This window comes from Paenibacillus sp. FSL R7-0297 (genome assembly GCF_038009025.1).
Taxonomy (GTDB): Bacteria; Bacillota; Bacilli; order Paenibacillales; family Paenibacillaceae; genus Paenibacillus_AQ.
The window spans coordinates 528,891-555,328 of sequence record NZ_JBBPAQ010000001.1; the positions used below are offsets into that span (position 1 = coordinate 528,891).

The 26,438-nt window shown below is 55.1% G+C and carries 25 protein-coding genes; 9 read left to right on the plus strand and 16 right to left on the minus strand.

The window, feature by feature from the left end; translation table 11 throughout:
• Positions 1-477: 477 nt before the first annotated feature.
• From MKZ24_RS02230 to MKZ24_RS02245, 4 genes are all read right to left on the minus strand, one after another.
• Positions 478-3,705: a cellobiose phosphorylase gene (locus MKZ24_RS02230; RefSeq protein WP_340781171.1), complete on the minus strand. Its 3,228-nt coding sequence runs from the start codon at positions 3,703-3,705 to the stop codon at positions 478-480.
• A gap of 103 nt (positions 3,706-3,808) precedes the next feature.
• The gene (locus tag MKZ24_RS02235; protein WP_042232119.1) at positions 3,809-5,152 is read right to left on the minus strand and encodes a glycoside hydrolase family 30 protein; all 1,344 of its coding nucleotides are present in this window, start codon (positions 5,150-5,152) and stop codon (positions 3,809-3,811) included.
• Positions 5,153-5,254: 102 nt separating this feature from the next.
• Positions 5,255-6,271, minus strand: coding sequence for a LacI family DNA-binding transcriptional regulator (locus MKZ24_RS02240; RefSeq protein ID WP_042241392.1), 1,017 nt, complete (start codon positions 6,269-6,271; stop codon positions 5,255-5,257).
• Positions 6,272-6,324: 53 nt separating this feature from the next.
• A complete protein-coding gene (locus MKZ24_RS02245; protein ID WP_340781173.1) occupies positions 6,325-6,807 on the minus strand; it encodes a hypothetical protein in 483 nt (160 codons plus the stop codon).
• Positions 6,808-7,065: 258 nt separating this feature from the next.
• On the opposite strand from MKZ24_RS02245, the gene MKZ24_RS02250 reads away from it, so the two are divergent.
• Positions 7,066-7,902 (plus strand): HNH endonuclease, encoded by an 837-nt coding sequence (locus MKZ24_RS02250; RefSeq protein WP_340781174.1) that lies wholly within the window; start codon positions 7,066-7,068, stop codon positions 7,900-7,902.
• 111 nt (positions 7,903-8,013) lie between these two features.
• Here MKZ24_RS02250 and MKZ24_RS02255 read toward each other — a convergent pair whose 3' ends face one another.
• Complete coding sequence (locus MKZ24_RS02255; RefSeq protein WP_042133109.1) at positions 8,014-8,208, minus strand: YwbE family protein; 195 nt, start codon at positions 8,206-8,208, stop codon at positions 8,014-8,016.
• A gap of 79 nt (positions 8,209-8,287) precedes the next feature.
• Here MKZ24_RS02255 and MKZ24_RS02260 point away from each other — a divergent pair, with 79 nt between their 5' ends.
• Positions 8,288-8,590: a hypothetical protein gene (locus tag MKZ24_RS02260; RefSeq protein WP_039310552.1), complete on the plus strand. Its 303-nt coding sequence runs from the start codon at positions 8,288-8,290 to the stop codon at positions 8,588-8,590.
• Between the two features lie 36 nt (positions 8,591-8,626).
• Here the strand turns inward: MKZ24_RS02260 and sdaAA are convergent, their stop codons facing one another.
• The 3 genes from sdaAA to MKZ24_RS02275 all read right to left on the minus strand — a co-directional run bounded on the left by sdaAA (position 8,627) and on the right by MKZ24_RS02275 (position 10,752).
• On the minus strand, positions 8,627-9,505 hold the full coding sequence (gene sdaAA / locus MKZ24_RS02265) for an L-serine ammonia-lyase, iron-sulfur-dependent, subunit alpha (RefSeq protein ID WP_042133107.1): 879 nt from the start codon (positions 9,503-9,505) through the stop codon (positions 8,627-8,629).
• The gene (gene sdaAB, locus MKZ24_RS02270) at positions 9,502-10,212 is read right to left on the minus strand and encodes an L-serine ammonia-lyase, iron-sulfur-dependent subunit beta (protein WP_042232115.1); all 711 of its coding nucleotides are present in this window, start codon (positions 10,210-10,212) and stop codon (positions 9,502-9,504) included. Before sdaAB ends, sdaAA begins: the two co-directional genes overlap by 4 nt.
• 123 nt (positions 10,213-10,335) lie before the next feature.
• Positions 10,336-10,752: a GNAT family N-acetyltransferase gene (locus MKZ24_RS02275; RefSeq protein ID WP_340781176.1), complete on the minus strand. Its 417-nt coding sequence runs from the start codon at positions 10,750-10,752 to the stop codon at positions 10,336-10,338.
• 146 nt (positions 10,753-10,898) lie between these two features.
• Here MKZ24_RS02275 and MKZ24_RS02280 point away from each other — a divergent pair, with 146 nt between their 5' ends.
• Positions 10,899-11,795 (plus strand): SDR family oxidoreductase, encoded by an 897-nt coding sequence (locus MKZ24_RS02280; protein ID WP_340781177.1) that lies wholly within the window; start codon positions 10,899-10,901, stop codon positions 11,793-11,795.
• Between the two features lie 67 nt (positions 11,796-11,862).
• Positions 11,863-12,318 carry a hypothetical protein gene (locus tag MKZ24_RS02285; protein ID WP_042232109.1) on the plus strand — a complete coding sequence of 152 codons (456 nt, stop codon included), beginning with the start codon at positions 11,863-11,865 and terminating at the stop codon, positions 12,316-12,318.
• A 147-nt stretch (positions 12,319-12,465) separates the two neighbouring features.
• Here the strand turns inward: MKZ24_RS02285 and MKZ24_RS02290 are convergent, their stop codons facing one another.
• From MKZ24_RS02290 to MKZ24_RS02300, 3 genes are all read right to left on the minus strand, one after another.
• Complete coding sequence (locus MKZ24_RS02290; protein WP_340781178.1) at positions 12,466-14,220, minus strand: NAD(P)H-hydrate dehydratase; 1,755 nt, start codon at positions 14,218-14,220, stop codon at positions 12,466-12,468.
• A 204-nt stretch (positions 14,221-14,424) separates the two neighbouring features.
• Positions 14,425-15,057 carry an NAD(P)-dependent oxidoreductase gene (locus MKZ24_RS02295; protein WP_042232106.1) on the minus strand — a complete coding sequence of 211 codons (633 nt, stop codon included), beginning with the start codon at positions 15,055-15,057 and terminating at the stop codon, positions 14,425-14,427.
• Positions 15,058-15,111: 54 nt separating this feature from the next.
• Positions 15,112-15,525, minus strand: a complete 414-nt coding sequence (locus MKZ24_RS02300; RefSeq protein WP_042232105.1) for a GNAT family N-acetyltransferase — start codon at positions 15,523-15,525, stop codon at positions 15,112-15,114.
• A 268-nt stretch (positions 15,526-15,793) separates the two neighbouring features.
• Here MKZ24_RS02300 and MKZ24_RS02305 point away from each other — a divergent pair, with 268 nt between their 5' ends.
• A complete protein-coding gene (locus MKZ24_RS02305) occupies positions 15,794-16,102 on the plus strand; it encodes a hypothetical protein (protein ID WP_042232103.1) in 309 nt (102 codons plus the stop codon).
• A 126-nt stretch (positions 16,103-16,228) separates the two neighbouring features.
• Here MKZ24_RS02305 and MKZ24_RS02310 read toward each other — a convergent pair whose 3' ends face one another.
• The 4 genes from MKZ24_RS02310 to MKZ24_RS02325 form a co-directional block, all read right to left on the minus strand.
• A complete protein-coding gene (locus MKZ24_RS02310) occupies positions 16,229-16,450 on the minus strand; it encodes a YezD family protein (RefSeq protein WP_039299580.1) in 222 nt (73 codons plus the stop codon).
• Positions 16,451-16,560: 110 nt separating this feature from the next.
• Positions 16,561-17,424 carry a sulfate ABC transporter permease subunit CysW gene (cysW, locus tag MKZ24_RS02315; RefSeq protein WP_042232100.1) on the minus strand — a complete coding sequence of 288 codons (864 nt, stop codon included), beginning with the start codon at positions 17,422-17,424 and terminating at the stop codon, positions 16,561-16,563.
• 162 nt (positions 17,425-17,586) lie between these two features.
• Positions 17,587-18,417 carry a sulfate ABC transporter permease subunit CysT gene (cysT, locus tag MKZ24_RS02320; RefSeq protein ID WP_340781180.1) on the minus strand — a complete coding sequence of 277 codons (831 nt, stop codon included), beginning with the start codon at positions 18,415-18,417 and terminating at the stop codon, positions 17,587-17,589.
• Between the two features lie 114 nt (positions 18,418-18,531).
• Positions 18,532-19,653 (minus strand): sulfate ABC transporter substrate-binding protein, encoded by a 1,122-nt coding sequence (locus tag MKZ24_RS02325; RefSeq protein WP_340781181.1) that lies wholly within the window; start codon positions 19,651-19,653, stop codon positions 18,532-18,534.
• 459 nt (positions 19,654-20,112) lie between these two features.
• Here MKZ24_RS02325 and MKZ24_RS02330 point away from each other — a divergent pair, with 459 nt between their 5' ends.
• Complete coding sequence (locus MKZ24_RS02330) at positions 20,113-22,437, plus strand: alpha/beta hydrolase family protein (RefSeq protein WP_340781184.1); 2,325 nt, start codon at positions 20,113-20,115, stop codon at positions 22,435-22,437.
• A 336-nt stretch (positions 22,438-22,773) separates the two neighbouring features.
• Here the strand turns inward: MKZ24_RS02330 and MKZ24_RS02335 are convergent, their stop codons facing one another.
• Positions 22,774-23,823: a lactonase family protein gene (locus tag MKZ24_RS02335; RefSeq protein ID WP_042232085.1), complete on the minus strand. Its 1,050-nt coding sequence runs from the start codon at positions 23,821-23,823 to the stop codon at positions 22,774-22,776.
• Between the two features lie 254 nt (positions 23,824-24,077).
• Between MKZ24_RS02335 and MKZ24_RS02340 the strand changes: the two genes are divergently transcribed.
• The 3 genes from MKZ24_RS02340 to MKZ24_RS02350 all read left to right on the plus strand — a co-directional run bounded on the left by MKZ24_RS02340 (position 24,078) and on the right by MKZ24_RS02350 (position 26,403).
• On the plus strand, positions 24,078-24,338 hold the full coding sequence (locus MKZ24_RS02340; protein ID WP_042232082.1) for a GlsB/YeaQ/YmgE family stress response membrane protein: 261 nt from the start codon (positions 24,078-24,080) through the stop codon (positions 24,336-24,338).
• 198 nt (positions 24,339-24,536) lie between these two features.
• Positions 24,537-25,043, plus strand: a complete 507-nt coding sequence (locus tag MKZ24_RS02345; protein ID WP_042232081.1) for a CcdC family protein — start codon at positions 24,537-24,539, stop codon at positions 25,041-25,043.
• Between the two features lie 397 nt (positions 25,044-25,440).
• Positions 25,441-26,403 carry an L-lactate dehydrogenase gene (locus MKZ24_RS02350; protein ID WP_042232076.1) on the plus strand — a complete coding sequence of 321 codons (963 nt, stop codon included), beginning with the start codon at positions 25,441-25,443 and terminating at the stop codon, positions 26,401-26,403.
• Positions 26,404-26,438 lie beyond the last annotated feature (35 nt).

Here is a 26,438-nt window from a genome sequence, read left to right on the forward strand (position 1 = left end):
GCGGATTCAGGGGCACTTCTGCCCCTCATTTCACTCTATCGCCCACTTCCGGCGGATTCAGGGGCACTTCTGCCCCTCATTCCTCCCTATCGCCCACTTCCGGCGGATTCAGGGGCACTTCTGCCCCTCATTCCCCCATATCGCCCACTTCTGGCGGATTCAGGGGCACTAACTCTAATCCACCTAACCCCGGGCAATCAAAAGGAGGCCCAGCCGGGCCTCCTTGCTGTACCTTTATTAACTTGAATGAATATATAGATTGAACTTGTATTTTTGCTATTATGGGATTGCCGTGACTCCAAAGAATATTTGTCCCTCCGGCCGCTGTTGTCTACAAATTTCTTGAATTTAACCCGCTGTTTCGCGGTGGAAATCCGCAGACAAAGGCGGACGCTGTCGCTCCTTCAGTTCCAAAATTCTCCTCCGCCACCTTTCCCTATCCGTATAATTTTTAAGTTCAATCTATATAGACTCTAATTATTCCATTACCGCACGGATTGCGGCAATCTCTCCGCGCCGCAATGCCTCGGCATCCCCTCCGCGCAGCAGACCGCCGGCAATCAGGCGTTCCTCACCGCTACGGAATTGCAGCGCCAGATTCTGAATGATCGCCTTGCTGCCGCCGAAGGTATCAGCATGACGCGGATTATAATACGTCACTTCCGTACCGCCCAGCAGGGTGAAGGACAGGTTGCCCTGCTCATCAAACAGCCAGCCGGGAAGGGCCGGATTCAACTGCAGTGTTAACTCGCCGTCTTCCACAGAGAACAGACGGCTGCCGGCCATCATCGTTCTCCACATGCTCAGAAACTCCGCCGTAGAGCCGCTCAGACGGGCAACAAAACCCCTGCCATGCGTTGCAGGATCCGGATTGCCGCCTGTTGAGATGAACGAGGAATTCTCCAGTGTACTGCGACCGTAGACCTCAGGGTCAAGGAACGGAATCAGCGAGGTCTTCAGCTCGCTGTAGAATTCGTCGTACAGCCCCGCTTTCAGCAGCTCAAGCAAATATTTGTACGACATGTGCAGGAAGTTGGACTCCCGCTCCTGCCAGCCCGGTGTGAAGGCCCGGATGCGCCCGATCTCATGCGATTCCTCTTCCAGCGACACTGAAGTCCGGTACATCGATGTAACCGGATCAAAGAGCCCGCTCTGTTTCACTTTGCTGTAGATTCCCTTGGCGGTTTCCTTGCTATCCAGCGTTTTGAGCCAGCGGGCAGGGCCTTCCAGGAAATACGGCAGAGCAGCAGCTTCGAACTCTTCGACCAGAGCCTTCGGCAGCCCGTAGCCGCTGATGACCGGCTCTCCGGCTTCATCCGTTACAGGCTGGAACCGTGTTGCCTCAAAGCGGAAATAGGTCGGAACCAGTCCGCCGCCAATCCCTACCGCACGCTCAATCCCCTCATCCACCTTACGCAGCCATTTGCCCATTGCCTCACGGATGACCCCAAGGGAGATTTCCGCAGTCTCGCCTGTAATTCCGAAGCGGATCTCTGCCCGGTAAGCCTCGCGCGCCGAAGCTACGCGGTCCCAATACGGGAATTGGGCCAGTGAGCCGTCAAGCACTTCAGTTACAGCACGGTTCACCTGCTCAAGCAGCGAAGCCATCTCTAACGGAAGCGCTACTGCTGAAGGAAGATCCGCGCCGTTCTCCAGCGCTTCCAGCATGAACACAAGCATCCGCTTGAGTTCAAAGGTCTCGCTCATTCCGGACCCGACCAGTCCCGGCAGCCCGTTCATGGCATCATTCCAGCCCGGCTTGTTGCCCTCCATCTCTACACCCATGCCGTAAGGATCAAGCGTGGCAAATTTGTTCATGGCAAGCGACAGCATCTTCACAAACAGGCTGGTCCGGTAGATCTCCCCGTGGCCGCCTTGTGTGCGCAGCCACTGGGTATCGCTGGCCTTGCGCTTCAGCTTGTGCAGCTTCTCTTCATCCTCCAGCAGTGCCCCGAATTGCCGCACCCGCCCGCCGCTGATTACATATTTCTCGCTGCGCGGCAGCACATAAGCCGGGCTGTCATAGAACGTATAAGTCTCGTCCCCGAACAGCAGCGCCTCCTGCCGTTCCGGATAAATATCCAGGTAACCTTCCACCAGATCAAGATTGTAGGTCCAGTGATCGGACCAGAAGCCTTCTCCGAAGGCGGCTTCAATGTTCTGCTGTGACAGGGCAAGCACACCGCTGAGGAATTCCTGCTCACTAATGTTCAAAGCAATATTGTGATCCGCAATGTAGTTAATCAGGCTCCCTGGTGTGAAGCGTCCGGCCAGCAGCCGCTCAAATCCGGCATGATGCTCCGCAAGCGCCCCGGCAACCCATGCTGTAAGCTTCTCTCCCTCACCCGGCAGAATTTCAAAGCTGGTACCCTGCACGCTTAGCGGATTATAGCCGTCAGCCTGAATCAGACTATAGAACATCTTGATGTTGAAGCTGCCCACCTTCGGGTGGAAGAACACATCGCTGCGCCGGTTCTGGTTCATATCACGGAAATTGCCGTTGCCCTGCGAATAGTATTCAGGCGCCAGCGAGAAGAAGTTATAATCCCGTTCCATATCGCCATGCTTGCGCGAGTATAGATGTACAACGAAGCCTTCACCGCCGTTATCAAAAATAAACGGATAGCCCCCGCGCAGGAAGTTGTCGAGATAAGACTGGCGGCAATAAGCATCGAACAGCGGCGAGGAGGTATGTGTAGCAATATCCGCCGTTAAATCCTCGGTCAAACTGGCCGCTTCCTGTGCCTTGGCGGTAAAATAATCTTCCCGGCAGAGTTCAGCCGCCCGATGATTAATTCTGGCAATATCATTTACATGTCCAATGATCGTATTCAGCTTCAGCGAAGCTCCCGGTGCAAGTGTTCTGGATGCGCCGCTGAAGCCGCACGGCACCTTGTTGGCCGGATATTGGGCCTGTGCAAGCAGCTCCGCGAGCGGAAGCTCCGCGAAGCGGTCCGGATACGTCAGCGAAGTATTCCCGCCGAAGATTACTTCATAATCTACGACCGGATACAGCTGTTCTCCTTCCGTTGTGGAGGAGAGATAGAAGTGCCCGCTCTCAATCAGGCTCATTTCCGCATCGTCATTCGTGCTGGAGCGCAGCTTGTAGAACGGAATTCCGTTCTCCAGGTTATACACATCCATCCAGCTGCGCAGCAGGTTGCCCATCTCTTTGTAGCCCCCGTTCGCTACGCCGAAGGGAAGAACCTCCGGAAGACCGTCCAGCAGCTCCAGCTCCAGCGCTATCCCGCTGATATTCTCGATCTCCACCTGCCGGATCAGCGCGGCATAATCATCACCCGGCAGGTTGAAGTAGTGCACCGTCGTCTTCAGCCCATGTCCTGCATGTGACTCCTCAATGGTCAGTCCATTCGGCAGGATCGTCATGATCCGCTTGGCCGCCGGGTCAGGGCGTGCCGACTGGAACGGCTCATAGATTTCTGCTGTACCCTTCAACTTGATGAAGGTGCGGAATCCGGTGGAGGCTACATTCTTATACGAAATATTGGCTGGAGAGAACTCCATAATCGGCGAATTTTTGTCCCGTACTCCGAAGCTGCTGATTGCTTGACCCCGGTTCACGTAGAACGTCCATATCGGGATCCCCTTCAATCCGGCAAGTCCGGGCAGGAAGCTGGCGAACGGTTTGCCTTCGTGGAACTGCTCTATGACAAATTTACCTGAATCGAAATAATAATGGCTCATGCTTAAGTCCTCCTAAAAGTATGTTGATAAACGCTTTCGTACTCTGTTTTGAATCCATCCGCTTCGTTTCTGTTCATCTTCTCAAGGTCTGCTTCCAGCTGGCTTAACCTTGCGAAATCAGATGTGTGGCAATGGAATGTGCCGGCAATGTGCACTCAGCGATTTCACCGCCGAAGCCAAGCGTCAGGGAGCGTTCTGCTTCGCCTTCATTCATCAGTACAACAGCGATACTGCCATCCGGATTGCGGAACGCCGCTGACAGCACGCCTTCGGCAGCCGACTGCAGTCCGATCCGCACAGCACCCGGAGCAATAAATTTGCTGAAATGCCCGATGTAATAATACGAGCTGTTATAGTGAACCTCGTCCGTAGTCGTATCCGCAATCACCGGAGCATCACAAAGATTCCCCACGTGGTTCGGTCCGCCCGTCTCATCCAGCACCAGATTCCAGTCCAGATACCCCTCTGTCCAGGCATTCAGATCGCCGATCATATTCCGGCCGTAGCGCTCACCCGTGAACCATTCCCCCAGACGCACTCCGCCTTCCTGGCAGCCTTCGGTGAAGAGCACATGCTTATCCGGGAAAAGCTCATGCACCTTCTCCACTTTGTCGAACTCCTCGCCGCCGTACCAGTGGATTCCGGTCCCCCATACATACTGCGCTGCTTCCGGATCGGACAGAATCGGAGTCACACGCTCAATCATAATATCGCGGTTGTGATCCCAGATGATGATGTTCACATCCTCCATTCCGGCCTCACGCATTACAGGGCCGAGGTGGTTTTTGACGAAATCGCGTTCTTCTTCAGCAGTGTATACACAGGAGTCCCAGGTCTGCACTGCCGCCGGCTCATTCTGCACCGATACCGCCCAGACCGGAACGCCCTCTTTGCGGTAAGCCTCGATGAATTTGGTATAATAGCGCGCCCAGACTGCAGCATATTCCGGCTTCAGCGAACCGCCGTTATTCATCTCCCCGTTCGTTTTCATCCAGGCCGGCGGGCTCCAAGGCGAAGCCAGCATCGTGAAGGGCCCGCCTTTGACCTCCATAGCATCCTTAATGAGCGGCAGGACCCACTGGTGATCATGCGAAATATCGAAGGTCGCAAGCTCCGTATCCTCATCCTGCACATAGGTATAGTTGCCGAGCGCGAAGTCACAGCTGTGAATATGCACGCGGCCCATACTGTAATTCAGCCCGTCCACAGGGTGAAAATAACGCCGGATGACCTCCGCCCGTTTCTCCGGACTCATCCGGGACAAGGTATACGCAGCCGCTTCAGTGAAAGCGCCGCCAAAACCAATAATTGTTTGAAACTCCTGCTCCGGCTGCAGCAGTATATCTGCTGTTGTACCGGGGATTCCTGCCTTGAACTGAATACCTTGCCTGGAGCTCAGACGATCTGCTGTATCTTTGGCGGTTACTACGGTTTGGACGGTTAGCATGTGGTTCACTCCTTCATAATTTAAAAACGGAATAAAAACGAAAGAAATCGAAACCGGTTTCGATTCTGCCTAAAAAAAATGCATTCCCGGTTGAACGCATTTTTATCTCTTGCCCGGCGGTGCACAGGAATCTCTGACGATGATCTCTACAGGCAGAACTAGCGCCTCCTGATTTGTACGCGGGCCGTTCACCGAAGCCAGTAAAAGCTCCGCCGCCCGGGTACCCAGCAGCTCCGTGTTCTGGCGGACAGTGGTCAGCGCAGGTGTAACATATCCGGCAAGCTCAATATCATCATAACCCATGACTGAAATATCCTCCGGTACAGACAGGCCCTGATCCTTGGCAGCCATCACGGCACCCAGTGCAAGCAAGTCACCTGAAGCAAAAACAGCCGTCGGCCGTTCCGGCAGCTCAAGCAAAGACTTCATTGCGCCGTAGCCGTTCTCCAGAGAGTAGAATGCTCCCTCGGCAACATATTCGTCCGGCACCTCAAGACCCTGCTGCTCCATCGCCGTTCTATACCCCAGCTCCCGCTGTTGTCCCGGATACGTATTCCCGCCTCCCGAAATATGGGCAATTCTGCGGTGTCCGAGCGAAACCAGATATTCCACTGCCTGCAGTGCACCAGTCATATTATCCGAGCAGACCGTATGCGACAACGCCGTTTCGAAATCGAGAACCACTGTAGGAATATCACTCTCCAGAAGCTCCCGGAAATAAGGGTCCTCATAATCGGAAAGGAACACCACAACCCCATCGACTCCGCGAATCCGGCAGTTCTCCAGATATCCGCTCTGCTTGCCGCCGACATCCTTCGAGATAAACATGAGGGCGTAACCCTTGGCTACGGCAACCTGCTTGAAGCTCTCAATAACTGCACTGAAGAAAGGATGGCGGATTCCCGCTCCCGTGTTCTCCACAAACAGCACACCGATCGTCCAGGATTTCTTGGTCGTCAGTGTACGCGCATGCGCATTGGGAAGATATCCCATTTCCTGGGCGGTACGCAGTATTTCCTGCCGCGTCTTCTCCCGCACGTCAGAGTAGTTATTGAACGCCTTGGACACCGTGGTTGGTGAATAGCCGGTTCTTTTGGCAATATCATATATGGTAGTCACTTCCGGTTCACTCCCGCGGCCCAAATGAAAGCCCTTTTATGTTCACTGTCATTCTAACTTCTTTCAGAACGGCCGTCCAGCATAAAATATCTCTGTACCGCAGGCAGCAGCGTAACGATCTGAACCAGCATGCCCAGAGACATGTAGAAAACATGAACAATACTGACTGTATCCATCATATACGTCTGCACCATAATCCAGATAATCTGCCCAAAGCCGACATAAAGCGAGAAGCTCCATGCTACATGCAGCGCCTTAAACGGGGTCAGCGCATAGCCCCAAGACCACTCAGGCTGCTTAAAAAGACCATAGAGCACCATTAGCGGCAGCAGCCCAAAAATGACCAGCAGCAGAATGCCGGGAATTGCATAACTGTCAAACGGCGATCTTTCCAGTATGGAAGCCGGCATTCCAATCATCTCACCACTGGGATCGGCGAGCAGGAGCAGCCCTCCGGCGACAGCTCCAAGGCCTAAGAATGCCTGAAGCACAAACAGCAGTCTTACGGCCCCGGGCTTTTTTTCACTAACGGTCATTCAGCTTCCTCCTCTCTGGTTCATAATTATTGTATTCCTGTACAAGCCTCATCATCGCTTTACGGCCTTACTTTGCGAGTTTACGGGTTTTTCCTCAAGACTGCGAAGAAGGATGTCACAGCCCGGGAGATTAACGCCTTTTGGCGCCTGCTGTGTGAATACCTGTGCTTTAAGCTATACTATTATCAAATCAATGAAATCACATGGCGGTCTACCGTAAATAAGTTGCTATTTCAAAATACAGAAGGGATTGGACAGTTGCGGCTGAGTGCCGTCCTGCCAAGTATACTTATGACTGAAACTATTCTTCCTCCATCCAAACAATGTGCCTATTGCCATCAGCTTAAGCCGCTCTCCGAATTCCGCAGACGCACAGGCAAGCGCTCCAAGGGAATCTCCCGTCGCGGAGCCTGCCGGGAATGCCGCAAGCTACGCGAAGCGGGGCCTGCGGCTGCGCCGCTGCGTGCAAGTGCGGCACCCGCACTGCCGGAGCGTCCGCCCGGTACGGGGACTGCCAAGCGGGATAAGACACTGGTCTCGATCTCTGCAGCGGGCTCCGGAGCTGTCAAACCGCCTGCTGCCCCGGTCCGGCAGCCTTCCTTGCCCGAACGTGCCAAGGAAGGCCGCGGCAGCCCGGGTACCTCCGGCCTCAAGGGCAAGGCCCGTCCGCGCAGTGCAGAAACGGGACGCACGATCCCCCAGCAGCGCGGACCGAAGCCCGATCCCCAGGATGCCTCTGCGCTCATCCCTTCAGGCAAGGGTATGATTCTGATGCGCGGGCACAGCGACAAAGGCCGGCGCTGGCATCAGGAGATCGATCTTGCGCTTGCGGTAACGCTTGTCCGGGAGCATGCCGCAGTTGTCGTGAACCGCCGTACGATCCGCCGCTTATACAGCAATAAGGATTTCCGCGCCTATATTCTGACCCGGGACCAGTATATCTGCTATTTCTGCGGCTTATACGGGGATACCATTGACCATCTGCTGCCCCGTGCCAAGGGCGGGCACACTACGCCGGACAACTGTGTCTGCGCCTGCAATTTATGTAATCAGACCAAGGCAGACCAGTATGTAGAGGAATTCATGGGCCGCTAAGCAGGGCTCATGATCCTGTACGCAAATCAAAAAGCGCCTCTTACCCTGGCGGCTGCCCAAGGGACACAGCCGCCCCGGCTCGCGGCGCTTCTTCATTCTTCTGTATACTGCTTAGCCTGTAATGTTCTTGACCCGTCCTACCTGTCCGTCAGTCAGCCGCACTTTGATTCCGTGCGGATGGCGGGGCGAATTGGTCAGAATGTCTTTAACCGCACCATGTGTGAGTTTGCCGGTCGCCTGATCCTGCTTCAGTACAATATCAACCTGAAGTCCGGGGCGGATATCTGCTCTAACTTGCCCGTTCATGTTCTTCTCCCCTTTCCGGAAATATCTTATATTCTTGTATATAATCAATTCACTATGATCAATAAGGATGATGACAGCTATGGCCTTTGGCATTAACAGAGCAGAACTAGCCCGCTGGAAGCAAGCAGTCTCCGCTGGTGAAATCGCGTTCCTTACGCATTACTGGCTGGACAAGCGTTTTCCTGACATCACCACTGTGACCAAGGTCGGGTGCAGTGATCTCCCCCGCCTGAGGGAGTGGTGCAGGAAGAACGGTCTTCCGCCGCAATATATTCATAACCGCCAGCCTTTTCCCCACTTCGACCTGATGGGACCGAAGCAGGAGGAAATCCTCCGGCGTGAGGGGCTGTGGGATCAGCTTGAACGGTTTCGTATGCTATAGCCCCGCAAATGGCCGCCGTCCGAGAACTGCCGCAGCTTATTTCTTGTTCCGTAAATCCTTCATAATCCGGCGGCCGGTTGGCGTCTGTGCCAGTCCGCCCCCCGCCGTCTCGCGGTGCTTCTCGGGCATGGCGGAGCCCACCTCCAGCATGACCTTGATCACTTCATCGGACGGTATCACACTGCGGACACCGGCCAGTGCCATATCGGCCGCAGCAAGTGCCGTGACGGCACCGAAGCCGTTACGGACAATACATGGAATCTCCACAAGTCCGCCCACCGGATCACAGATCAGCCCCAGTGTATTCTTCAGTGCCAGCCCTACGGCATGCACGGCTTGCGCCGGTGTGCCGCCGCGCATTTCAGTCAAAGCCCCCGCTGCCATCCCGATGGCCGAACCGACCTCAGCCTGGCAGCCGCCTTCTGCTCCCGATACAAATGAATTGTTGGCGATAACATACCCGATGGCTCCAGCCGCGAACAGGCCGGTTACCATATAGTCATCATCCCAGCCGAAGCGCTCCTGACAGCTCAGGAACACCCCGGGGATGATTCCGCAGGAGCCTGCGGTCGGCGTAGCGATAATCCGTCCCATGGAAGCATTCACTTCCGAAACCGCAAGAGCATACGCCATGGCCTGGCCGGCAGGACCGCCAAGGCAAGGTTCATCCGCTGCATTGTAAGCAGCCACACGCTGGGCGTCAAGTCCTGTCAGACCGCTGCGTGAGGTGGTGTCTTCATGCATGCCGCGGTGCACCGCTTCCTTCATTACGCCGTAATACTGGCTCATGGTAGCGAACTCCTGCTCCTTGGAACGTCCAGACTCCGCGCTCTGCTCCTCAAGCATCAGAGCGCCGATTCCCAGACCCCGCTCTTCACATAATACAGCCAGCTGGCTGAGTGTTTGAAAATTCATGATGTAATGTCCTTTCCTTTCTGCTCATGTGCCTGTTCATTCAAATCGACGACTTTCACGGACTTCACAGCCGGCAGCGCCCGAAGATTCCGCAGCAGCTCCGGTGTAGCGGCTTCATCCAGCTCCAGCACCGTCAAGGCTGCTCCGCTGCGGTTCTTGCGGTCCAGCGACATATGTCCAATATTGCACTGGCCCTGCCGCATTACATCCGTAACGCTGGCCAGTACGCCCAGATAGTCCATATGATTAATCAGCACGGTTGGATACATGCCGGTAAGCTTCACGCCGAACCCGTCAATATCAACAATTTCGATATTTCCGCCGCCGATCGAAATCCCGGTAAGCATCAGCTCTGTGCCGCTCTCGCTGCCGGTAAGCCGCAAGCGGACCGTATTGGGATGGGGGAATAGGCCCGTTCCCTGGCCGAAGGAAATCTCCATTCCGGCTTCGGCCGCAAGCTCTATGGAATCCGGCAGCCGGTGGTCATCGGTCGTAAAGTCCAGCAGACCTCCGGCAATAGCCCGGTCTGTTCCATGTCCCTGATACGTGGCCGCAAAAGAACCGAAGAACGTGACTTCTGCCGTACGCGGCAATTCACCGAGCACCTGGCGTGCCGCTCTGCCGATCCGCGCCGCCCCCGCTGTATGCGAACTGGAAGGTCCGACCATCGCCGGACCGATAATTGAGAATACATCTTTAAACCGCATCGCTCAGGTCTCCCGCTATCAAAATTCGACATTGCACATAAAATAGTGCAAGTCATTTATAAAGCTCGTATATATTATACTGCGTCCGGACAAAAGCTACACTATTACATTGTTTGTGACCTATCAGCTGTTCCGCGAGAACAGTACAAGGCCATCCCGCTCCTGCCAGCCGGTGCCTGACCAGAAGCTGCGGCCCAGAGCGTTATGCCCGATGACCATCAGATGGCATTTACTGATGCCTTCCTCCCGCAGTCTCTCCAGGCAGCGTGTGACCATCTCACGCCCGGCACCCTTACCCCGGCTGCTGCTGCTGACAGCCACATGATACATATATCCTCTGCGCCCGTCATGTCCGCACACCGCTGTACCCGCAAGTGTACCGTCCTCATCCACACACACCTGGCTGATTCCCGGATTACGCTCCAGATAACGGATAATTTCCCCGCGCGAGTCCGCTTCACTGAGCCCCATCCCGTCTGTATTCTCCCATAATTGATAAGCTGCCTCGTAATCATCGGCTGTCATTGGTCTGTATAGCATTAGTTATTCTCTCCATTTCTGAGTTTTTAGTATGTAAAGATAAGGCCGTCTGATGAATCTCCCAGAAAAGGACTGCGGCGCACGCTTTTCTGGGCGGATGCATACCAATATACGGAGAGCCAACAGGCAAGGAGGAGTATCACCCGATGAATCCCGTTTACCCCTATTACGGAGAAAAAACGGTATGCCGCGTGCAGCCTATCGCCTTCCCCCCACAGCATCAGGACCGCCAGCCGGGTCTGGAGAGTCTGATGAATCCGCGTCCGATCAGCGAGAACCCCGAGAGCAGCAGCGGCAGGCTCCAAGGAAAGGTTGCCCTGATTACCGGCGGAGACAGCGGCATTGGAAGAGCAACCGCCATCGCTTTTGCCAAAGAAGGGGCAGATATTGCCATCGCTTACTTGGACGAAGCTTCTGATGCCGCAGCTACGCAGCACCGGATAGAAGAGCTTGGACGCCGCTGCCTGCGGATTGAGACGGATCTGCGCTATAAAGAGTGCTGCTTCGAAGCGGTGGAGCACACCGTGCGGACCTTCGGCAAGCTCGACATTCTGGTGAATAACCACGCCGTCCAATATCCGCAGAAGAGCATTCTGGATATCACGGAGGAGCAGCTGTACCAGACCTACCGTACCAATATCTTTCCTTTCTTCTTCCTGACCCAGGCCGCACTCCCGCATCTCCACAAAGGAAGCTGCATTATTAACACCGCCTCCATTACCGCTTATCAGGGCAACAAGGAGCTCATTGACTATTCATCCACCAAAGGCGCCGTTGTCTCCTTCACCCGCTCTCTGGCTCTATCACTGGCGGACAGCGGCATCCGTGTCAACAGTGTGGCTCCCGGTCCGGTATGGACACCGCTGATTCCTTCCAGCTATTCCGCTGAAGAGGTCAGTGTATTCGGCACAGACACCCCATTCAAGCGGGCGGCACAGCCTTATGAGCTGGCAGGAGCCTATGTCTATCTGGCCAGCCCTGATGCTTCCTATGTAACAGGCACCTGTATTCATGTTAACGGAGGGGACATGGTTACAAGCTGATTCATGCGCCGGATTCGTCCGGTCATCCCGGCCGTGCTCTTCACCCACCCCGAAAGGATGTTAAGCGATGACCACACATAAGGATTATGATCTGCCTTCTGTCCGCCTGACTGCGGGCATGTACGCACTGACCAAGCTGTCGGCCGCCGGACTGACCTTTATTCTCGTTTCCCTGTTTATGCTCATCCATGGATACGAAGGCGGAGTGCCGGAAGGCTGGCCGGTATCGGTGCCTTATGCCATTTACGCTTACGGATTACCGGCAGCGATACTTGCCGACGCCCTGCTGCGCATGTTCCGGTCCACTTCGCTCAGTCCGGCCCTGGTGTTATACGCCGTAGCCGGCTTTGGAGCCGGCCTGTGGCTGGCCTCTGAGCAGGGCGGCGACGCAATGACCAGCGGTCTTGCCGGACTTGTAGTGCTGCTGTTGTTCCGGTTCGCCCAGATTGCCGGTGAACGCTACCCGCTCCTGCTTCCCTTCTTCGCCTTGTTTATTCCACTGCTCTGCCTGGTCTTGTTCTGATACAGTGCCGCCGCTGGCAGAGCCGTAATATTAAACCATTCAGGGCAGAGCAGTTCTACCGGTAGCTCTTACGGGCCCAGCAGAAGCGTCAGGATCACACGGGTAAGGTCTATAGATAATGAGCCGCAGCAGCTCCGGAGTTACGGTTCACAGCGCCTCAATAATATCCCCGGCGATCAAGGCCGCCGGGTTGGCCCGCTTCCGGGCGGCCCGTTCTCCGGCCAGCCCGTGGAGATAGACCCCAAAGGCTGCCGCTTGTGCAGCATCCAGGCCCTGGGCCAGCAGACCGGAGATGATTCCGGTCAGCACATCCCCCGCACCGCCGGTTCCCATACCCGGATGACCCGTGATGTTAACATAAGCCTGTCCTCCGGGGGTTGCTATTACTGTATGGGCTCCCTTAAGCACCAGGATGACACCGTGCGCTGCGGCATAAGACAGCGCCAATCCGATCCGGTCACGCTGCACCTGGACTGTAGAAGTCCCTGCCAGCCGGGCCATCTCCCCGGGATGCGGGGTCAGAATTACCGGATGGCGGCGGGTCCAGGACCCGTAATCGGCATCCGCCAGTATATTCAGCGCATCCGCATCGAGAATCAGGGGGGAATCCGTCTCCTCCCAAAGTCTGCGGAGCCAATCCGTATCTTCAGCGAACCGGCCAAGACCGGGGCCGACAGCTATACAATCGCGGCTCTCGCTTAGCTGCAGCACTTCAGCCGCCGTACCGGCATTCCATTCCCCGTCGCCGCCGGATACCGGGGCCAGCATCAGCTCAGGTGTGCAGCCGATCACATAGGGCAGCAGCTTATCCGGCAGCGCCCACGTTACCAGCCCGCAGCCGGCGCGCAGCGCAGCGCGGGCGCACAGCAGGCCGGCGCCGCTCATGCGCAGGCTTCCTGCTGCCAGCAGGACATGCCCGTAAGTGCCCTTGTGGCCTTCGGGCGAACGGCGGCGCGACACGTCGACCTGCAGACGTGTCCGCAGCACTTCCGGCGTCAGCAGGCTGACCCGGACGCCGCTCTCGCGCGCCAGGGCAGCGGGGATGCCGATGGAGCGGACCACCACCTGCCCGGCTGCTCCGGCGCCGGGATACTGCAGCAGCCCGCGTTTGAGGAACGCGAGGCAGACGGTCACCGCCGCATGAATGCAGGGCTCATGCGTCTCGCCCGTGTCCGCGTCCAGCCCGCTGGGGATGTCCGCGGACACAATAAGCCTGCCGCTGGCGTTCGCAGCGGCAATCAGCTCCGCATAGGCACCGCGCGGGGCTCCCGCGCTGCCTGTGCCGAGCAGCGCATCTACGATGCCGCTGCATGCGGCAAGGTCCACCGCATCCCTGCCGTAGACTACGGCAGGGATGCCCATGGCTGCAGCGGCATCCCGCTGCAGCGCGGCTTCGCCGGCCAGCGACTCCGGCGCGGCCGCGTACACCAGCGTGACGGCGATGCCGGCCTCACGCAGGTGCCTGGCGGCGGCGAGCCCGTCGCCGCCGTTGTTGCCTTTGCCGGCGAGGACGAGCCAGTGCTCGCCGCCGGCAGCGGTAAGCGTCAGCGCCGGGTCGGCGCTGACCGAGAAGCCCGGCGGCTGGATCGCCGGCCCGCCGGGCGCATAGCTCTGCGTTCCTTCGCCTCCGCTTCCGCCGCCCACCGCGCCCGCTCCATAGCTCAGCGTTCCTCCGCTTCCTCCGCCCGCGCCGCCCACGGCTCCTGCCCCGAAGCTTCGCTCCTCTGCGGCCGTGCTCCCTGTGCCACCGCCCGCGCCTGCCCCGCGCCGCCGGCACAATGCGATGACCTCCTCGGCAATCGCCCGTCCGGCGTTCTCCATCAGCGCAATTGCCGGAATTCCCAGCCGCTCAATCGTCTCGCGGTCGAATGCACGCATCTCCTCCGCAGTTACTACATCCATAGCCAAGCCCTCCTTAAGTTGCTTCGATTGTACCCAGTACTATAGAATCAAGCAAATTGCAGACTTTGACACATCGCCATCCGGCTAAGGCGCCCGGAATGACAGCAAAAAGCCCTCCTGAGCGTTCAAGAGGACGGGCTTTAAGCTTACGAAGCCTGCGCATTCTAGGCCGCTTTATTTCCTGACAAGCTTAATCTGTATCTATTAATATCCCACAGTAAACCGGGCCTTGCTGAAATTGCCTTCCTCCAGCTCATCGATAACCGCTACCGCGAAATCCTGGATGCTGATGCTGCTCCGTCCGTTCTCGTCCACAATCAGCCGGTCCAGACCAATCCGGAACTGGCCGGTACGGCGTCCGGCGATAATGGCAGCAGGCGGACTCAGGTACGTATAATCCAGCTCTGATCCACTGTAGATTTCATAGGCATTGGCGTGAGCCGACGCAAGCGGACGGAAGTTCTCCGGGAAATCAGCCGTGTCCATCAGCCACTCCCCGGTTTCTGTCTTCAGGCTGCCTGCCCCGCCAATAACGATAAGGCGCTGGAGCCCGGCGGCACGCATCCCTGTCAACAGGGAATCCGCAGCCTGCAGCAGATCATTCTCATGCCCTGGCGCCGGGCCGAATGCACTGATTACCTCTTCATGTCCGTGCAGTGCTGCCGTTACCGTGGCCGGGTCCAGCAGGTCGGCTGCAACAACCTTAAGCCGATCATGCTGAATACTGAAGACCTCCGGTTTGCGGACGGCAGCGGTAACCTCATGTTTTCTTTTTAACGCTTCTTCTACAATCGCACTTCCGATCTTACCCGATGCACCAAATACTACGATATCCATTCTCTTGTTGCCTCACTTTCGTATTTGTTTGCAGCACTGTTCATCCATTCATCATTAACGCCGCAGGAACATCCCCTGAGAATCCGGCAGGACCGGTGCGAATCCATATTGGGCATACAGCTTGGAGGCTTCCCCGTCAGCAATGAGACTAATATACGCCTTGTCCGGCACGGTATCCAGAAACTGGCGGATTTCCCCCATAATTATTTTCCCCAGACCCTGCCCCTGGAAGGAAGGCTTCACGGCAATATCGGTCACCTGAAAAAAGCATCCGCCGTCCCCGATTACCCGTCCCATTCCAACCAATATATCTTCTTCATACAAGGTTACTGCAAAAGCAGAACGGGGCAGCCCGATTCCGGCGCCCTCCACACTCATGGGACTAAGCCCGGCCTCCAGCCGCAGGGCCAGATATTGCTCCACTGAGGGCAGTTCATGCCGGATATCCGGCTGTAATGCCTTTTCCATACGTTATCCCCCTATCCCGATTAACCGCCTGCACTTAGATGTGCCTGCCATACTGTTACCAATATATATGACTCTAAGGTTTCGAGGCAAGGCAGCGCCTATCGTATCCGGAAAAATGAAACGTCCCGCCTCCCCCAGCGTACAATTACTCAGAAATACAAACGGTTCTGCATCTGTTGCCGGCACAGGGTTATTCTTCGCCCGTATCCTTGGGTAAACTGTGGAATAGGATCTTTATAAGACTACTTGGAAGGCTGGTGGAGTTATTATGTCTCCGATAGGGAAATTATTCAAATGGGGAACTTTCGCTTATGAGGCTTTTCTGGCACTGCCGTTCATCGGCGGGGCATTTGTCGTAGCCAATGCCTGGGTACCGCTGGGGGTTGCTTTTCTGCTCCATGCCGTAGCTGTAATTATTCTGCTGAGAGAACGCGGATCTATCATCGGTAACGCGGTGGGTATCGTCACCTCGGTGGTCGGTTTGATTCCTTTTGTCGGCTGGATTATGCATGCCATCACTGCCCTCATCCTGCTGGTGGAGGGAATCAGCGGATCACGGCGCAACACACGCTACTAAGGCGACGCTAGAATAAGGCTCTGGCACAATAAAGGGGTACCTCATTCAGCCATTTCCAGGCTTGTGAGATACCCCTTTTTTCCGTTCACGGAAATGTATGATCATTTATCAGTGCACTACAGATTGCTATCCTCGTCCCGCAGAACGGGAATCGGTCCGCCGGCTTCCGGTCTCTCCACTATAACGTGCATTTGCTGTGCTGTTCTCGAAACGTTTGCGCTCTGTGCGCTCCATCTGTACGATTTGACCTTCATGCACCACAATATGCAATGAGCCGAACTCCATATCGTCGAGAAGTTCCGTTATCCGCGCAAGCCATACCTCATCCACTTTCAGTGGTTTAGCCATTCTCCAGCCTCCCTTTCCCCGGACAGGGGAGTATCTCCGCCTAAATCCCGTTATTCCGTTATTACCACCTTGTATACTATGAATTAACTTAGCACGGACCCCAAGGACTGTCAATGAGCACTTTTACGTAAAATCAGGCTCTTGACGATCATCGTCACCAGGGCCAGCAGGAGCAACAGGGAGGCAACGGCGAAGGATGCCGAGAATTGATATTCGTTATACAGAATCTCGACATGAAGCGGCAGGGTATTCGTCTCTCCCCGGATATGCCCGGATACCACGGATACCGCCCCGAACTCCCCCATCGCCCGTGCATTACAGAGAATAATACCGTACAGCAGACCCCACTTGATATTGGGCAGCGTCACGCGCCAGAAGATCAGCCAGCCGTGCGCACCGAGCGTAATCGCCGCTTCCTCCTCCTGTGTGCCCTGCTGCTCCATCAGCGGAATCAGCTCACGCGCCACAAAAGGGAAGGTGATAAACAGCGTAGCCAGCACAATACCCGGCAAAGCGAAAACTATCTTGATCTCGTGATTGCTCAGCCAAGGACCGAACCAGCCATGCGAGCCGAACACCAGAATAAAGATCAATCCGCCAATCACCGGCGATACAGCAAACGGCAGATCGATCAGCGTAATCAGAAAGCCCTTGCCGCGAAAACGGAACTTAGTCACTGCCCACGCCGCCGCTACACCAAAGATCGTATTCAGCGGAACCGTAATGGCCGCGACCAGCAGGGTCAGCTTCAGCGCCGAGGCGGCATCCGGGTCGGTCAGCGCGGCCCAGTAGACATCCAGTCCCCGCTTCAGCGACTCCACCAGCACGATAATCAGCGGCAGGGCAATCAGCCATAGCAATACAAGTCCGGCAAGGGAAATGAGCACCCATTTCACCGCTTTGGATTCAGTCGTCCGGGGTGACGACAAGCTTTTACGCGGCGCGGGGACTTGTAAGGGAACCATACCGGCCATTTTTATTCCTCCTAAAAGTTTTATGGAGCCTCCGCTCCTCGATAAACATCGCAATAAAACTCGCTTCGGAAGCATTCACTTAAGTTTTATGGAGCCTAGGCCATCTTGAATGGCCGCCGTTGTCCCAGATTTCCTGAATCCTTAACGTTAGCTCTTCCGCGCTCAGTGCTGAAGGCTGTTGATGACCAGCAGCATCAGGAAGGAGATCAGCAGAAGCAGCAGCGCCACGGCTGTCGCTCCGGCGTAATCGAACTGCTCCAGCTTGGACATGATGAGCAGCGGAGCAATCTCTGTACGCATCGGCATATTGCCGGAGATAAATACAACGGAGCCGTATTCGCCGATGCCCCGGGCAAAAGCCAGTGCAAAGCCCGTAAGCAGCGGCGGGAGCAGCTCCGGCATCACAATCCGCACGAAGGTCCGCCAGCGTCCTGCTCCCAGTGTGGCCGATGCCTCTTCCATATCCCTGTCCAGATCCTCCAGCACGGGCTGAACCGTGCGGACTACAAAGGGAATGCCGATAAACATCAGCGCCAGCGTAATGCCTAGCGGCGTGAAGGCTACCCGGAAGCCCAGCGGCTCCAGCAGGGAGCCGATCCAGCCGTTCTGGGAATAAAGTGCGGTCAATGACACACCGGCCACAGCTGTAGGGAGCGCGAATGGCAGATCGATCAGGGCGTCGAATAGCCTTTTGCCCGGAAATTCATAGCGTACCAGCACCCAGGCCAGCAGCAGCCCCAGAACAGCATCGATCAGGGCCGCAGCTGCCGCTGTACTCAGACTGACCCGAAAAGAGGCCAGGACACGGGTATCCGTAGCCACATCCCAGAACTTCGCCCAGCTGAGTCCCGTCGAATTGAAGAGCAGCGCTGACAGCGGCAGCAGAACGACAAGACTCAGATACAATACGCTGAACCCCATCGTAATTCCGAAACCCGGCAGAAGTCTGCGCCGTGACACAGCCCCCGCAGCAGCTTTTGTGGTGACATTCATTTGCCCATTCATCCTTTCCTGCCTTCGGCTCGTTGGCCGATCAGCAACCGGGCGGGACCCCGCCTGCAAAATTCGCCTTATTTGTTCTGCTTAGCTCCATCCCGTAGCTTGCTATCAGCTGCCCGGCACGTAGATTTTGTCGAAGATTCCGCCATCATTAAAGTGCTTCTCCTGGGTTTCCTTCCAGGTTCCGAATTTGTCTGCCAGTGTGAACAGTTTGATCTCAGGGAATTGATCCTTGTACTGTTCCTTCACGCTGTCCAGGGTCGGACGGTAATAGTTCTCGGCGGCGATTTTCTGGCCTTCTTCGGTGTAAAGGTATTTCAGATAAGCTGCTGCGACCTCACGGGTGCCTCTCTTGTCAACAATCTTATCCACCACGGCTACCGGCGGCTCGGCCAGAATGCTCTCCGACGGATTTACAATCTCGAATTTATCCGGACCCAGCTCCTTGATGGACAGGTAGGCTTCATTCTCCCAGGCGATCAGCACGTCACCGATTCCGCGTTCAACGAAGGTAGTTGTAGAGCCGCGCGCCCCGGTGTCCAGTACAGGTACATTTTTGAACAGCTTCTGTACGAACTCCTGGGCTTTGGCTTCATCATTATTATTCCGGTCAAGCGCATACCCCCAGGCTGCCAGGTAGTTCCAGCGCGCACCACCGGAAGTCTTAGGGTTCGGAGTGATTACCTCCACATCATCCTTCAGCAGATCCGGCCAGTCCTTGATGCCTTTCGGGTTGCCTTTACGCACAAGGAATACGATGGTGGAAGTATACGGGGAGCTGTTATGCTCATATTTACTCTGCCAGTCCGCGCTGATAAGACCCGTTTCCTGAAGAGCATCAATGTCATATCCGAGCGCCAGCGTAACTACATCTGCTTCCAGACCGTCGAGTACAGCGCGGCTCTGCTTGCCTGATCCGCCATGCGATTGTTTGATCGTAACCTTCTGGCCTGTCTCCTGCTCCCAGTAAGCGGCGAATGCCTTGTTATAATTCTCATATAGTTCACGTGTAGGGTCGTAGGACACATTCAGCAGTTCGACCGGATCTTTGGCTGGAGCTTTCGTTGCCTCCGGTGCAGCCGCCGTATTCCCAGCCGCCTCTGTTGCTGCCGGAGCCTCTGTTGCCGCGCCCGCACTGTTCCCTCCATTGTTGCTGCCGCAAGCAGTAAGCCCTGCCGTCAATAATAGTGTGAACCCGGCGATAAGCCCCTTCTTGATCCCTTTTTTCATTACAAACCACTCCCCCATAATGTTCATGTAATTGCATTATCATTGTGAATTTCCTGTTGGTTGATTTCCGTCAAAAAAAGACGCAGGAAAGCCCACTTGCGGCTGGTCAAACCGGTCCTATGGACGCGTATCTGCGAGCCTGAAGCAGGCGTTCCTCCGTCTGTACGGTAAGAACTTATTTGATTATTCCTACCCATTTAGTAGGTTATACAGATATATTACTGAATGCTCTGCGCGCTGTCAAACCATTTTTTCAATTTGGATGAAAGACGGCTCTATTCCGCCCGGCGGCAGCAAGTGGCGGCCGTTCCTGTAAGACCCACTTGTTATTGATGCCTTAAAGTAATATTATTGCTACATCTTATAGGTCGAATTACTAGATATAAGTTGAATTACTAGAGATGAGTTCTGCCGGATTTCTGCAGCCTCTATTGCCACAAATTGTCGGGGGAAACTATCATGGGAATGGATTTGGAGTATGTACCCGCACCGCAGGGACCACGCCTGCACAGGCGCATACTCAATGAAATGGGAAGACGCATCTTAGAAACGTACCGGTATGATACAGCCTTATGGAGGATTGCGCTCTGCGGTCCTTGGATTCTATGTATTCTGGCTTTTACTATAGCCGTTATGGGCATCCCTACAGGGCTTGGGAGTGCAGCAGATATTATACTGGCTGCCGGCGCGGGAACCCTTGTAATGGCGCTGGCCGGCAACCTGCTGGCTGTGCTGCTCTCCTTAACCGGACTGCGTATTCCGCGGCTGTTCACGGGCTCTTGGCTCAGTGCACTGAGCGCCGTGCTGCTTATTCTGTATTACGCTGATCTGGAGCTTGAGGCTGCAGCAGCCATCGCTGGTATCACAGCTTTGGCCGGGGGACTGGGAGGTCTTGCAGCCGGTCTGCTGCGGACCCGGAGAACCCTCACCGGCGGGCTTCTGGCAGCGGTTCTTGTCCTGACCCCCTTGGCTCTGGCCTATGGGACGGGAAGCAGCCCTGCTCCTTCCCCATCGGTTAAGACATTGGCTGCAGACGGTAAGGTTCTTCCTGCGGCTGCTGCCGATCCCGGACAGCCGGGGGACTATACGTTCCACAGCTTCACCTATGGGAGCGGCCAGGACCTGCACCGTACAGAGTATGGCGGAGATGCCGCGCTCCTCTCGGCTTCTGTGGATGCTACGGAGTACATCAAATCATGGCCTGCGCTGCGCACCCTATTCTGGGGATTCGATCCCGGTGCGCTTCCTCTGAATGCCCGGGTCTGGATGCCTGACGGAGACGGGCCTTATCCGCTCGTGCTTATGGTGCATGGCAACCATATGATGGAGGATTATTCCGAGGGTGGATACGCCTATCTCGGGGAACTGCTGGCCAGCCGGGGATTTATCGCCATCTCGCTGGATGAGAACTTCCTGAATTATTCTGCTTGGTCCGGCATCCCGGATAAGGACTTCGAGGTGCGGACCTGGATGATTCTGAAGCATCTGCAGCAGATTGCAAGCTTCGCGGAGCAATCCGGGACACCTTTCTATCAGAAGGTCGATTATGACCATACTGCATTGCTGGGCCATAGCCGCGGCGGTCAGGCTGTAGCCATGGCTGCGGATGCTTCGCGCTGGTTCACTGGTGATCCGGCACTGGCGGCAACGAAGCGGTTCAATATCACTTCTGTTATTGCGCTGGCTCCTACGGATAAAGCCATTGACAGCAAACAGGCCAGTCTGGTGGATGTGAATTATCTGACGCTGCAGGGCGCCCGTGACGGTGATGTGCATGACTTCTACGGGGACCGGCAGTATATGCGCGCTTCCTACACCGGCAGCACTCCGGCTTTCAAAAGCTCGCTCTATATTGCGGATGCCAATCACAGCCAGTTCAATACAGACTGGGGGCTGTTTGACCAGACGCTGCCGACGGGGCTGTTCCTGAAACGTACAGATATTATGGATGGAGATGAGCAGCGGCAGATTGCCAAGGTCTATGTCTCTGCATTCCTGGAGACTACGCTGCACGGGAAGGCGGAATATCAGCAATTGTTCCGTGATTACCGCAGCGGCGCGCAGTGGCTGCCGGATACCGCCTATTATAACCGGTTCCAGAGCGGGACTTACATTACGGTAGCGAACTATGAGGAAGACCGCAAAAGAAATACGGTGAAGGGCGGCACTGCCACAGCTGAAGGCCTCACCTGGAGCGAAGAAGCGGCCAAGGACCGCGAGTCCAAGAACAAACCCTCTTACGGTATTCTGTTGGAGCGCGGCAGCACCGCTGAGAACCAGACTGGAGCTGGTGATGCGGATTCGGTTGAGGCATCCTACAGTATCAAGCTTAGTGAAGCACTCACCCGTAATCTTGCCGATTCCGCTGCAGAGGGCTTAGCCTTCTCCTTGGCTAACCGTAATTCAGATGCTGATGACGATGCAGCTGAACCGTCTCGGGCTGCCGTCTCTCCCGATGTGGAGGTGGAGCTGACCGACAGTAATGAAGTCACGGCACGGCTGCCCCTGGATGAGGTAATGGAGATTCTGCCCTTGCCGCAGACCGAATTCACGATCAGCCCCTGGCTGGAGGAGCGGATCAGCGACGGCAAGTTCGGCGACCGCTCGGAAGCCGTCTTCCAGACCTACGAGCTGCCCTTTGAGCTGTTTCTTGAAGAAGAGCCAGCGCTTGATCCGGACAAGCTGACCGAAATCACCTTCTACCTGCAAGGCGAAGATGACAAGATTATGCTGGATGACATCGGATTCTATGAGCGGGATGACCAGCTGCGGGGGATGCAGTAAACAGCATGCTCAGACGATAAAATTACTGTTCCGTGTCCCTTGTGCCACAAGGGTATATAATGAGCCCAAACAAAGAACGTCCCAGACTGCCAGCGGGCAGAGGGACGTTCTTTTGGCGTGAACCCGGAAAAGGGAAATCCTTATTCTTAAGCCCGCACTCTATAGGCATCTCTACAGGCTTAAATGTTGCATGAATTACAACTTGGATCCACAGATGGCGGCGTTATCGGGCGATTGTTGCAGGAAATACCAGAATTGTTATGTTAATCTGCTTATGGAAAGGGAAATGTTGTATTTCGTACAGGATTTCAAATCATAATAGGATAATCCGCTCTATCAAACAGCCACTACACAGACCGGAGACGGAACCTCCAGTTCATTACCCGTAGGAATCAGCCGGCCGCTCTCGCTGTCGATCCGGAAGGATACGATGTTGCCGCTGTTCTGGTTAGCGGCAAGCAGCATGCCGCTGATAATGGCGAAATTACGCGGTGTCCGGCCGCCGGAGATGACCCAATCCTCTGCTTCCAGCAGACCTGTCGCATTATCAATGTGGAACAGGGCGATGCTGTCATGTCCCCGGTTCGATACGTACAGGTATCTTCCGCATGGGGAGACGTGAATATCCGCCGCTGTATCATCACTTCCGGCCGTGTAATGCTCAGGAAGCGAGCTGACATTCTGCAGGATCTTGAGGTTGCCCTGCTGCTCGTCATCCGCAAATACTGTAACCGTGTTATTCAATTCATTCACCAGATAGATCCATTGTCGTGAAGGATGTACAGCCAGATGGCGCGGTCCGGAGCCCGGCGGCAAATCCACTTCGCGGTGTGTGACCAGCTTGCCCTCCTCCACGCGGTAGAACACAATCTGATCCAGTCCGAGATCGCAGACCAGCACATGATCCCCGGTTTTATCGGGAATAACGGAATGCGGATGGGGCGCATCCTGACGGTCTGCACGGATTCCTGAACCTTCATGCTTAACCTGGGAGGACATGTCCTGCAGCGAACCGTCACTGTTCAGCGGGAATACATTCACATTCCCTCCCGTATAATTAGATACAAATATGTAATCTCCTTGCGGAGCCACGGAAACATAACAAGGCGCACCGCCTCCGGTAGCTCTGCTGCCCAGCGGGCGCAGCGCTTTGCTGCCGGGTTCAATGGCGTAGGCATACACCTGGCCTTCATCCTGTTCACTTACCGCATATAATACAGTTCCTGCTGCATTTACAGCCAGATAGGAGGGATTCTCAATTCCCCGGGTGCCGCCCATAACTCTCATTTCGCCCGTTTCCTTATCCAGCGCCCCCACCAGGATGGCTTCTTCCTTCTCATTACTATAGGTTCCGATATAGAACAACACTTCATTAGGCTGGTGCATGGCAACGGCTCCTTTATTGTATAGTGTACAAATATATAACCTGCACAGCGGTGTTTTCACTCAGCTGATCTCCGCAAAATTTACTATAACATGTTTATGTACCCAAGACATTACCAGGCTTAAACAGCATAAATATGGATACAATAGAATACTAATTCTAAGTGTGCAAGCAATATTTGACACTTGGTTTAAACGTCTTGCAGAAGGTTAATAGTAACCATCGAAGATAACAAACACAAAGGAGCTGAAGAATAATGACTTTATTATGGATGTTGATTGTTGGTGGCGTGATTGGTTGGTTGGCTGGCCTGATTATGGGCAGAGATATTCCGGGTGGTATTATCGGCAACATTATCGCCGGTATTCTAGGTTCATGGCTCGGCGGCATGCTGCTGGGAAGCTGGGGACCTAAGATCAGTGACTACTATGTCTTCCCGTCATTGATTGGTGCCGTAGTTCTGATCTTCATCGTCAGCCTGATCCTGCGTTCGGTTGGCGGACGTAGCCGTTCTTAAACCCTATGGCAGCATTCATAGCTGAAGCTGCTGAAATACACTTATCAAGCAAACCCGCCAGGGTTAACCCTGGCGGGTTTGCTGTGTGGACCCTCCAAGGGCCGCCTTCACCACGGCCTGTGATCCATTCTGAATTGGATCTTTTTTCTGCTATAATGAAGAAATAAGTGACCTAAATCACAGAGAGGAAAGTGAATTATGGGCAATATCAACCCCTCACTTCTGCATGTGGGCTCCACGCTGGGAGCCGTGTTCATGGCGCTGATGGTTATTTTTATCCGCCTGAAGGCTAGTGCCCGTCCGGTAACCGTCCGCAAAATATGGATTCCGCCGCTTGGCATGTCCACCGGATTCGCCATGTTTGTAGTCCCGGAGGTCAGATTTCCCTGGTGGTGGGCTGTTGCAGCTTTCCTGGTCGGCTGGTTTATCTTCGCCTATCCGCTAATACGCAGCACACGGTTCGAGGAACGGGAAGGACAGATTTATGCCCAGCGCTCCAAGAGCTTCGCCTTCATTCTGCTTGGACTGCTGTTGATCCGAACCCTTCTCCATGAGTTTATCAACCAATATGTATCTGTCCCGCAATCCGGCGGATTATTCTTTATTCTGGCCTTTGGCATGATTCTCCACTGGAGAGTATTCATGTATAAGCATTACACCCGGATGCTGCCTGCAGAGGCCCGAATACCACAGCCCAGAGGATAAGCAGGATACATACATCCTGGACAGCAGGGTGGAATCTTGTTCAAAGAGCGGTCACGTTTCAGCGGGAAGTATAAGGATAATTCGTGGAATGACACTTATACTTCCTTATATTCACAAACAGGGGATGTCCCAAACAGCCATGGTCATGACTGCTTGGGACATCCCCTTTCATATTTAATAGGCGCCGGGCTTTCTGCATGGTTCTTAACAGCCCGGATCACATAATAATTATAGCAGTGAAGCAGTATAAGGCTAGGCCGGCATATTTCTAACCTACGATGTCAATTGTGGCGAAAAACGGGCAGGCTACGCATGTCTTTTTCAACTCGATGTCAGGTAACTTCCGATAAGATCAGTTAGAATAAAAGCATACTTTTAGAGAGTGGGGACAAGGCAATTGAAAAGTAAATCGAGAAAAGTGGCAATCGTCGGCTCTGGCATGGTAGGTTCCAGCTGCGCCTACTCCATGGTTAATCAGGCCATCTGCGATGAGATCATGATGATCGACCGCACCTACGACCGTGCCATGGCACAAGCGCTTGACCTCTCGCACTGTATGGATTTCACCGGAACACGCACTAAGGTGTATGCAGGCACCTCCAGCGATTGCGCCGGGATGGATGTCGTCATTCTGACGGCAGGCGCCAATCCCAAACCGGGGCAGACCCGGCTGGATGTGCTGGATGCCGCCGCTGTCATTACCAGGGAGATTGTTACCGAAATTATGGCCGGAGGTTTCGACGGTATCTTTGTCGTAGCCGCGAACCCCGTTGATATTGTTACCTATATGGTATGGAAAATATCAGGCCTGCCGCGGCACCGGATCATCGGCACCGGCACCTCGATTGATTCTTCCCGCCTGAAGACGCTGCTGTCCGAGGTATTCACCATCGACCCGCGCAGCGTCAACGGTTACGCACTCGGCGAGCACGGGGAATCCCAGTTCGTGGCCTGGTCCCATGTAACGATCGGCGGCAAGCCGATCCTGCAGATTATGGAACAGCACCGCGAGCGTTTCAGCAGTCTGGACCTTGAGGATATCGCCCGCAAGACGAAGGATGCCGGCTGGGAGATCTTCACCCGCAAAGGCTCCACGCATTTCGGAATCGGCAGTGCACTGGCTTACATCACCCGTTCCATTCTGAATGATGAGCACAAAATCATCGCCGTTTCGGCGATTCTGGACGGCGAGTACGGGCAAAGCGGCGTCTGCGCAGGTGCACCGGCCATTATTGGCAGCGGCGGAATCCAGGAACTTCTGGAGCTGAACCTCAGCGATGCGGAGATGGCGAAATTCGAAGCCTCATGCAGTGTCATCCGCGGCGGAATTGAGAGTCTGCAGCTGGAAGAAAAGCTGTAAGCCTGACCTTGCGTCTGCGGATTGTTTCATTACAC

What these genes read in the sequence shown, in the direction of transcription:
- MKZ24_RS02235 (WP_042232119.1), bottom strand. Translation starts at nt 5,152, where the DNA reads ATGCTAACCGTCCAAACCGTAGTAACCGCCAAAGATACAGCAGATCGT.
- MKZ24_RS02255 (WP_042133109.1), bottom strand. Translation starts at nt 8,208, where the DNA reads ATGAACGGGCAAGTTAGAGCAGATATCCGCCCCGGACTTCAGGTTGAT.
- cysW (WP_042232100.1), bottom strand. Translation starts at nt 17,424, where the DNA reads ATGGCCGGTATGGTTCCCTTACAAGTCCCCGCGCCGCGTAAAAGCTTG.
- MKZ24_RS02290 (WP_340781178.1), bottom strand. Translation starts at nt 14,220, where the DNA reads ATGGATGTAGTAACTGCGGAGGAGATGCGTGCATTCGACCGCGAGACG.
- MKZ24_RS02335 (WP_042232085.1), bottom strand. Translation starts at nt 23,823, where the DNA reads ATGCACCAGCCTAATGAAGTGTTGTTCTATATCGGAACCTATAGTAAT.
- MKZ24_RS02275 (WP_340781176.1), bottom strand. Translation starts at nt 10,752, where the DNA reads ATGCTATACAGACCAATGACAGCCGATGATTACGAGGCAGCTTATCAA.
- MKZ24_RS02340 (WP_042232082.1), top strand. Translation starts at nt 24,078, where the DNA reads ATGACTTTATTATGGATGTTGATTGTTGGTGGCGTGATTGGTTGGTTG.
- sdaAA (WP_042133107.1), bottom strand. Translation starts at nt 9,505, where the DNA reads ATGAATTTTCAAACACTCAGCCAGCTGGCTGTATTATGTGAAGAGCGG.
- MKZ24_RS02305 (WP_042232103.1), top strand. Translation starts at nt 15,794, where the DNA reads ATGTCTCCGATAGGGAAATTATTCAAATGGGGAACTTTCGCTTATGAG.
- MKZ24_RS02300 (WP_042232105.1), bottom strand. Translation starts at nt 15,525, where the DNA reads ATGGAAAAGGCATTACAGCCGGATATCCGGCATGAACTGCCCTCAGTG.
- MKZ24_RS02295 (WP_042232106.1), bottom strand. Translation starts at nt 15,057, where the DNA reads ATGGATATCGTAGTATTTGGTGCATCGGGTAAGATCGGAAGTGCGATT.
- MKZ24_RS02260 (WP_039310552.1), top strand. Translation starts at nt 8,288, where the DNA reads ATGGCCTTTGGCATTAACAGAGCAGAACTAGCCCGCTGGAAGCAAGCA.
- MKZ24_RS02325 (WP_340781181.1), bottom strand. Translation starts at nt 19,653, where the DNA reads ATGAAAAAAGGGATCAAGAAGGGGCTTATCGCCGGGTTCACACTATTA.
- MKZ24_RS02310 (WP_039299580.1), bottom strand. Translation starts at nt 16,450, where the DNA reads ATGGCTAAACCACTGAAAGTGGATGAGGTATGGCTTGCGCGGATAACG.
- MKZ24_RS02330 (WP_340781184.1), top strand. Translation starts at nt 20,113, where the DNA reads ATGGGAATGGATTTGGAGTATGTACCCGCACCGCAGGGACCACGCCTG.
- sdaAB (WP_042232115.1), bottom strand. Translation starts at nt 10,212, where the DNA reads ATGCGGTTTAAAGATGTATTCTCAATTATCGGTCCGGCGATGGTCGGA.
- MKZ24_RS02245 (WP_340781173.1), bottom strand. Translation starts at nt 6,807, where the DNA reads ATGACCGTTAGTGAAAAAAAGCCCGGGGCCGTAAGACTGCTGTTTGTG.
- MKZ24_RS02230 (WP_340781171.1), bottom strand. Translation starts at nt 3,705, where the DNA reads ATGAGCCATTATTATTTCGATTCAGGTAAATTTGTCATAGAGCAGTTC.
- MKZ24_RS02285 (WP_042232109.1), top strand. Translation starts at nt 11,863, where the DNA reads ATGACCACACATAAGGATTATGATCTGCCTTCTGTCCGCCTGACTGCG.
- cysT (WP_340781180.1), bottom strand. Translation starts at nt 18,417, where the DNA reads ATGAATGTCACCACAAAAGCTGCTGCGGGGGCTGTGTCACGGCGCAGA.
- MKZ24_RS02280 (WP_340781177.1), top strand. Translation starts at nt 10,899, where the DNA reads ATGAATCCCGTTTACCCCTATTACGGAGAAAAAACGGTATGCCGCGTG.
- MKZ24_RS02345 (WP_042232081.1), top strand. Translation starts at nt 24,537, where the DNA reads ATGGGCAATATCAACCCCTCACTTCTGCATGTGGGCTCCACGCTGGGA.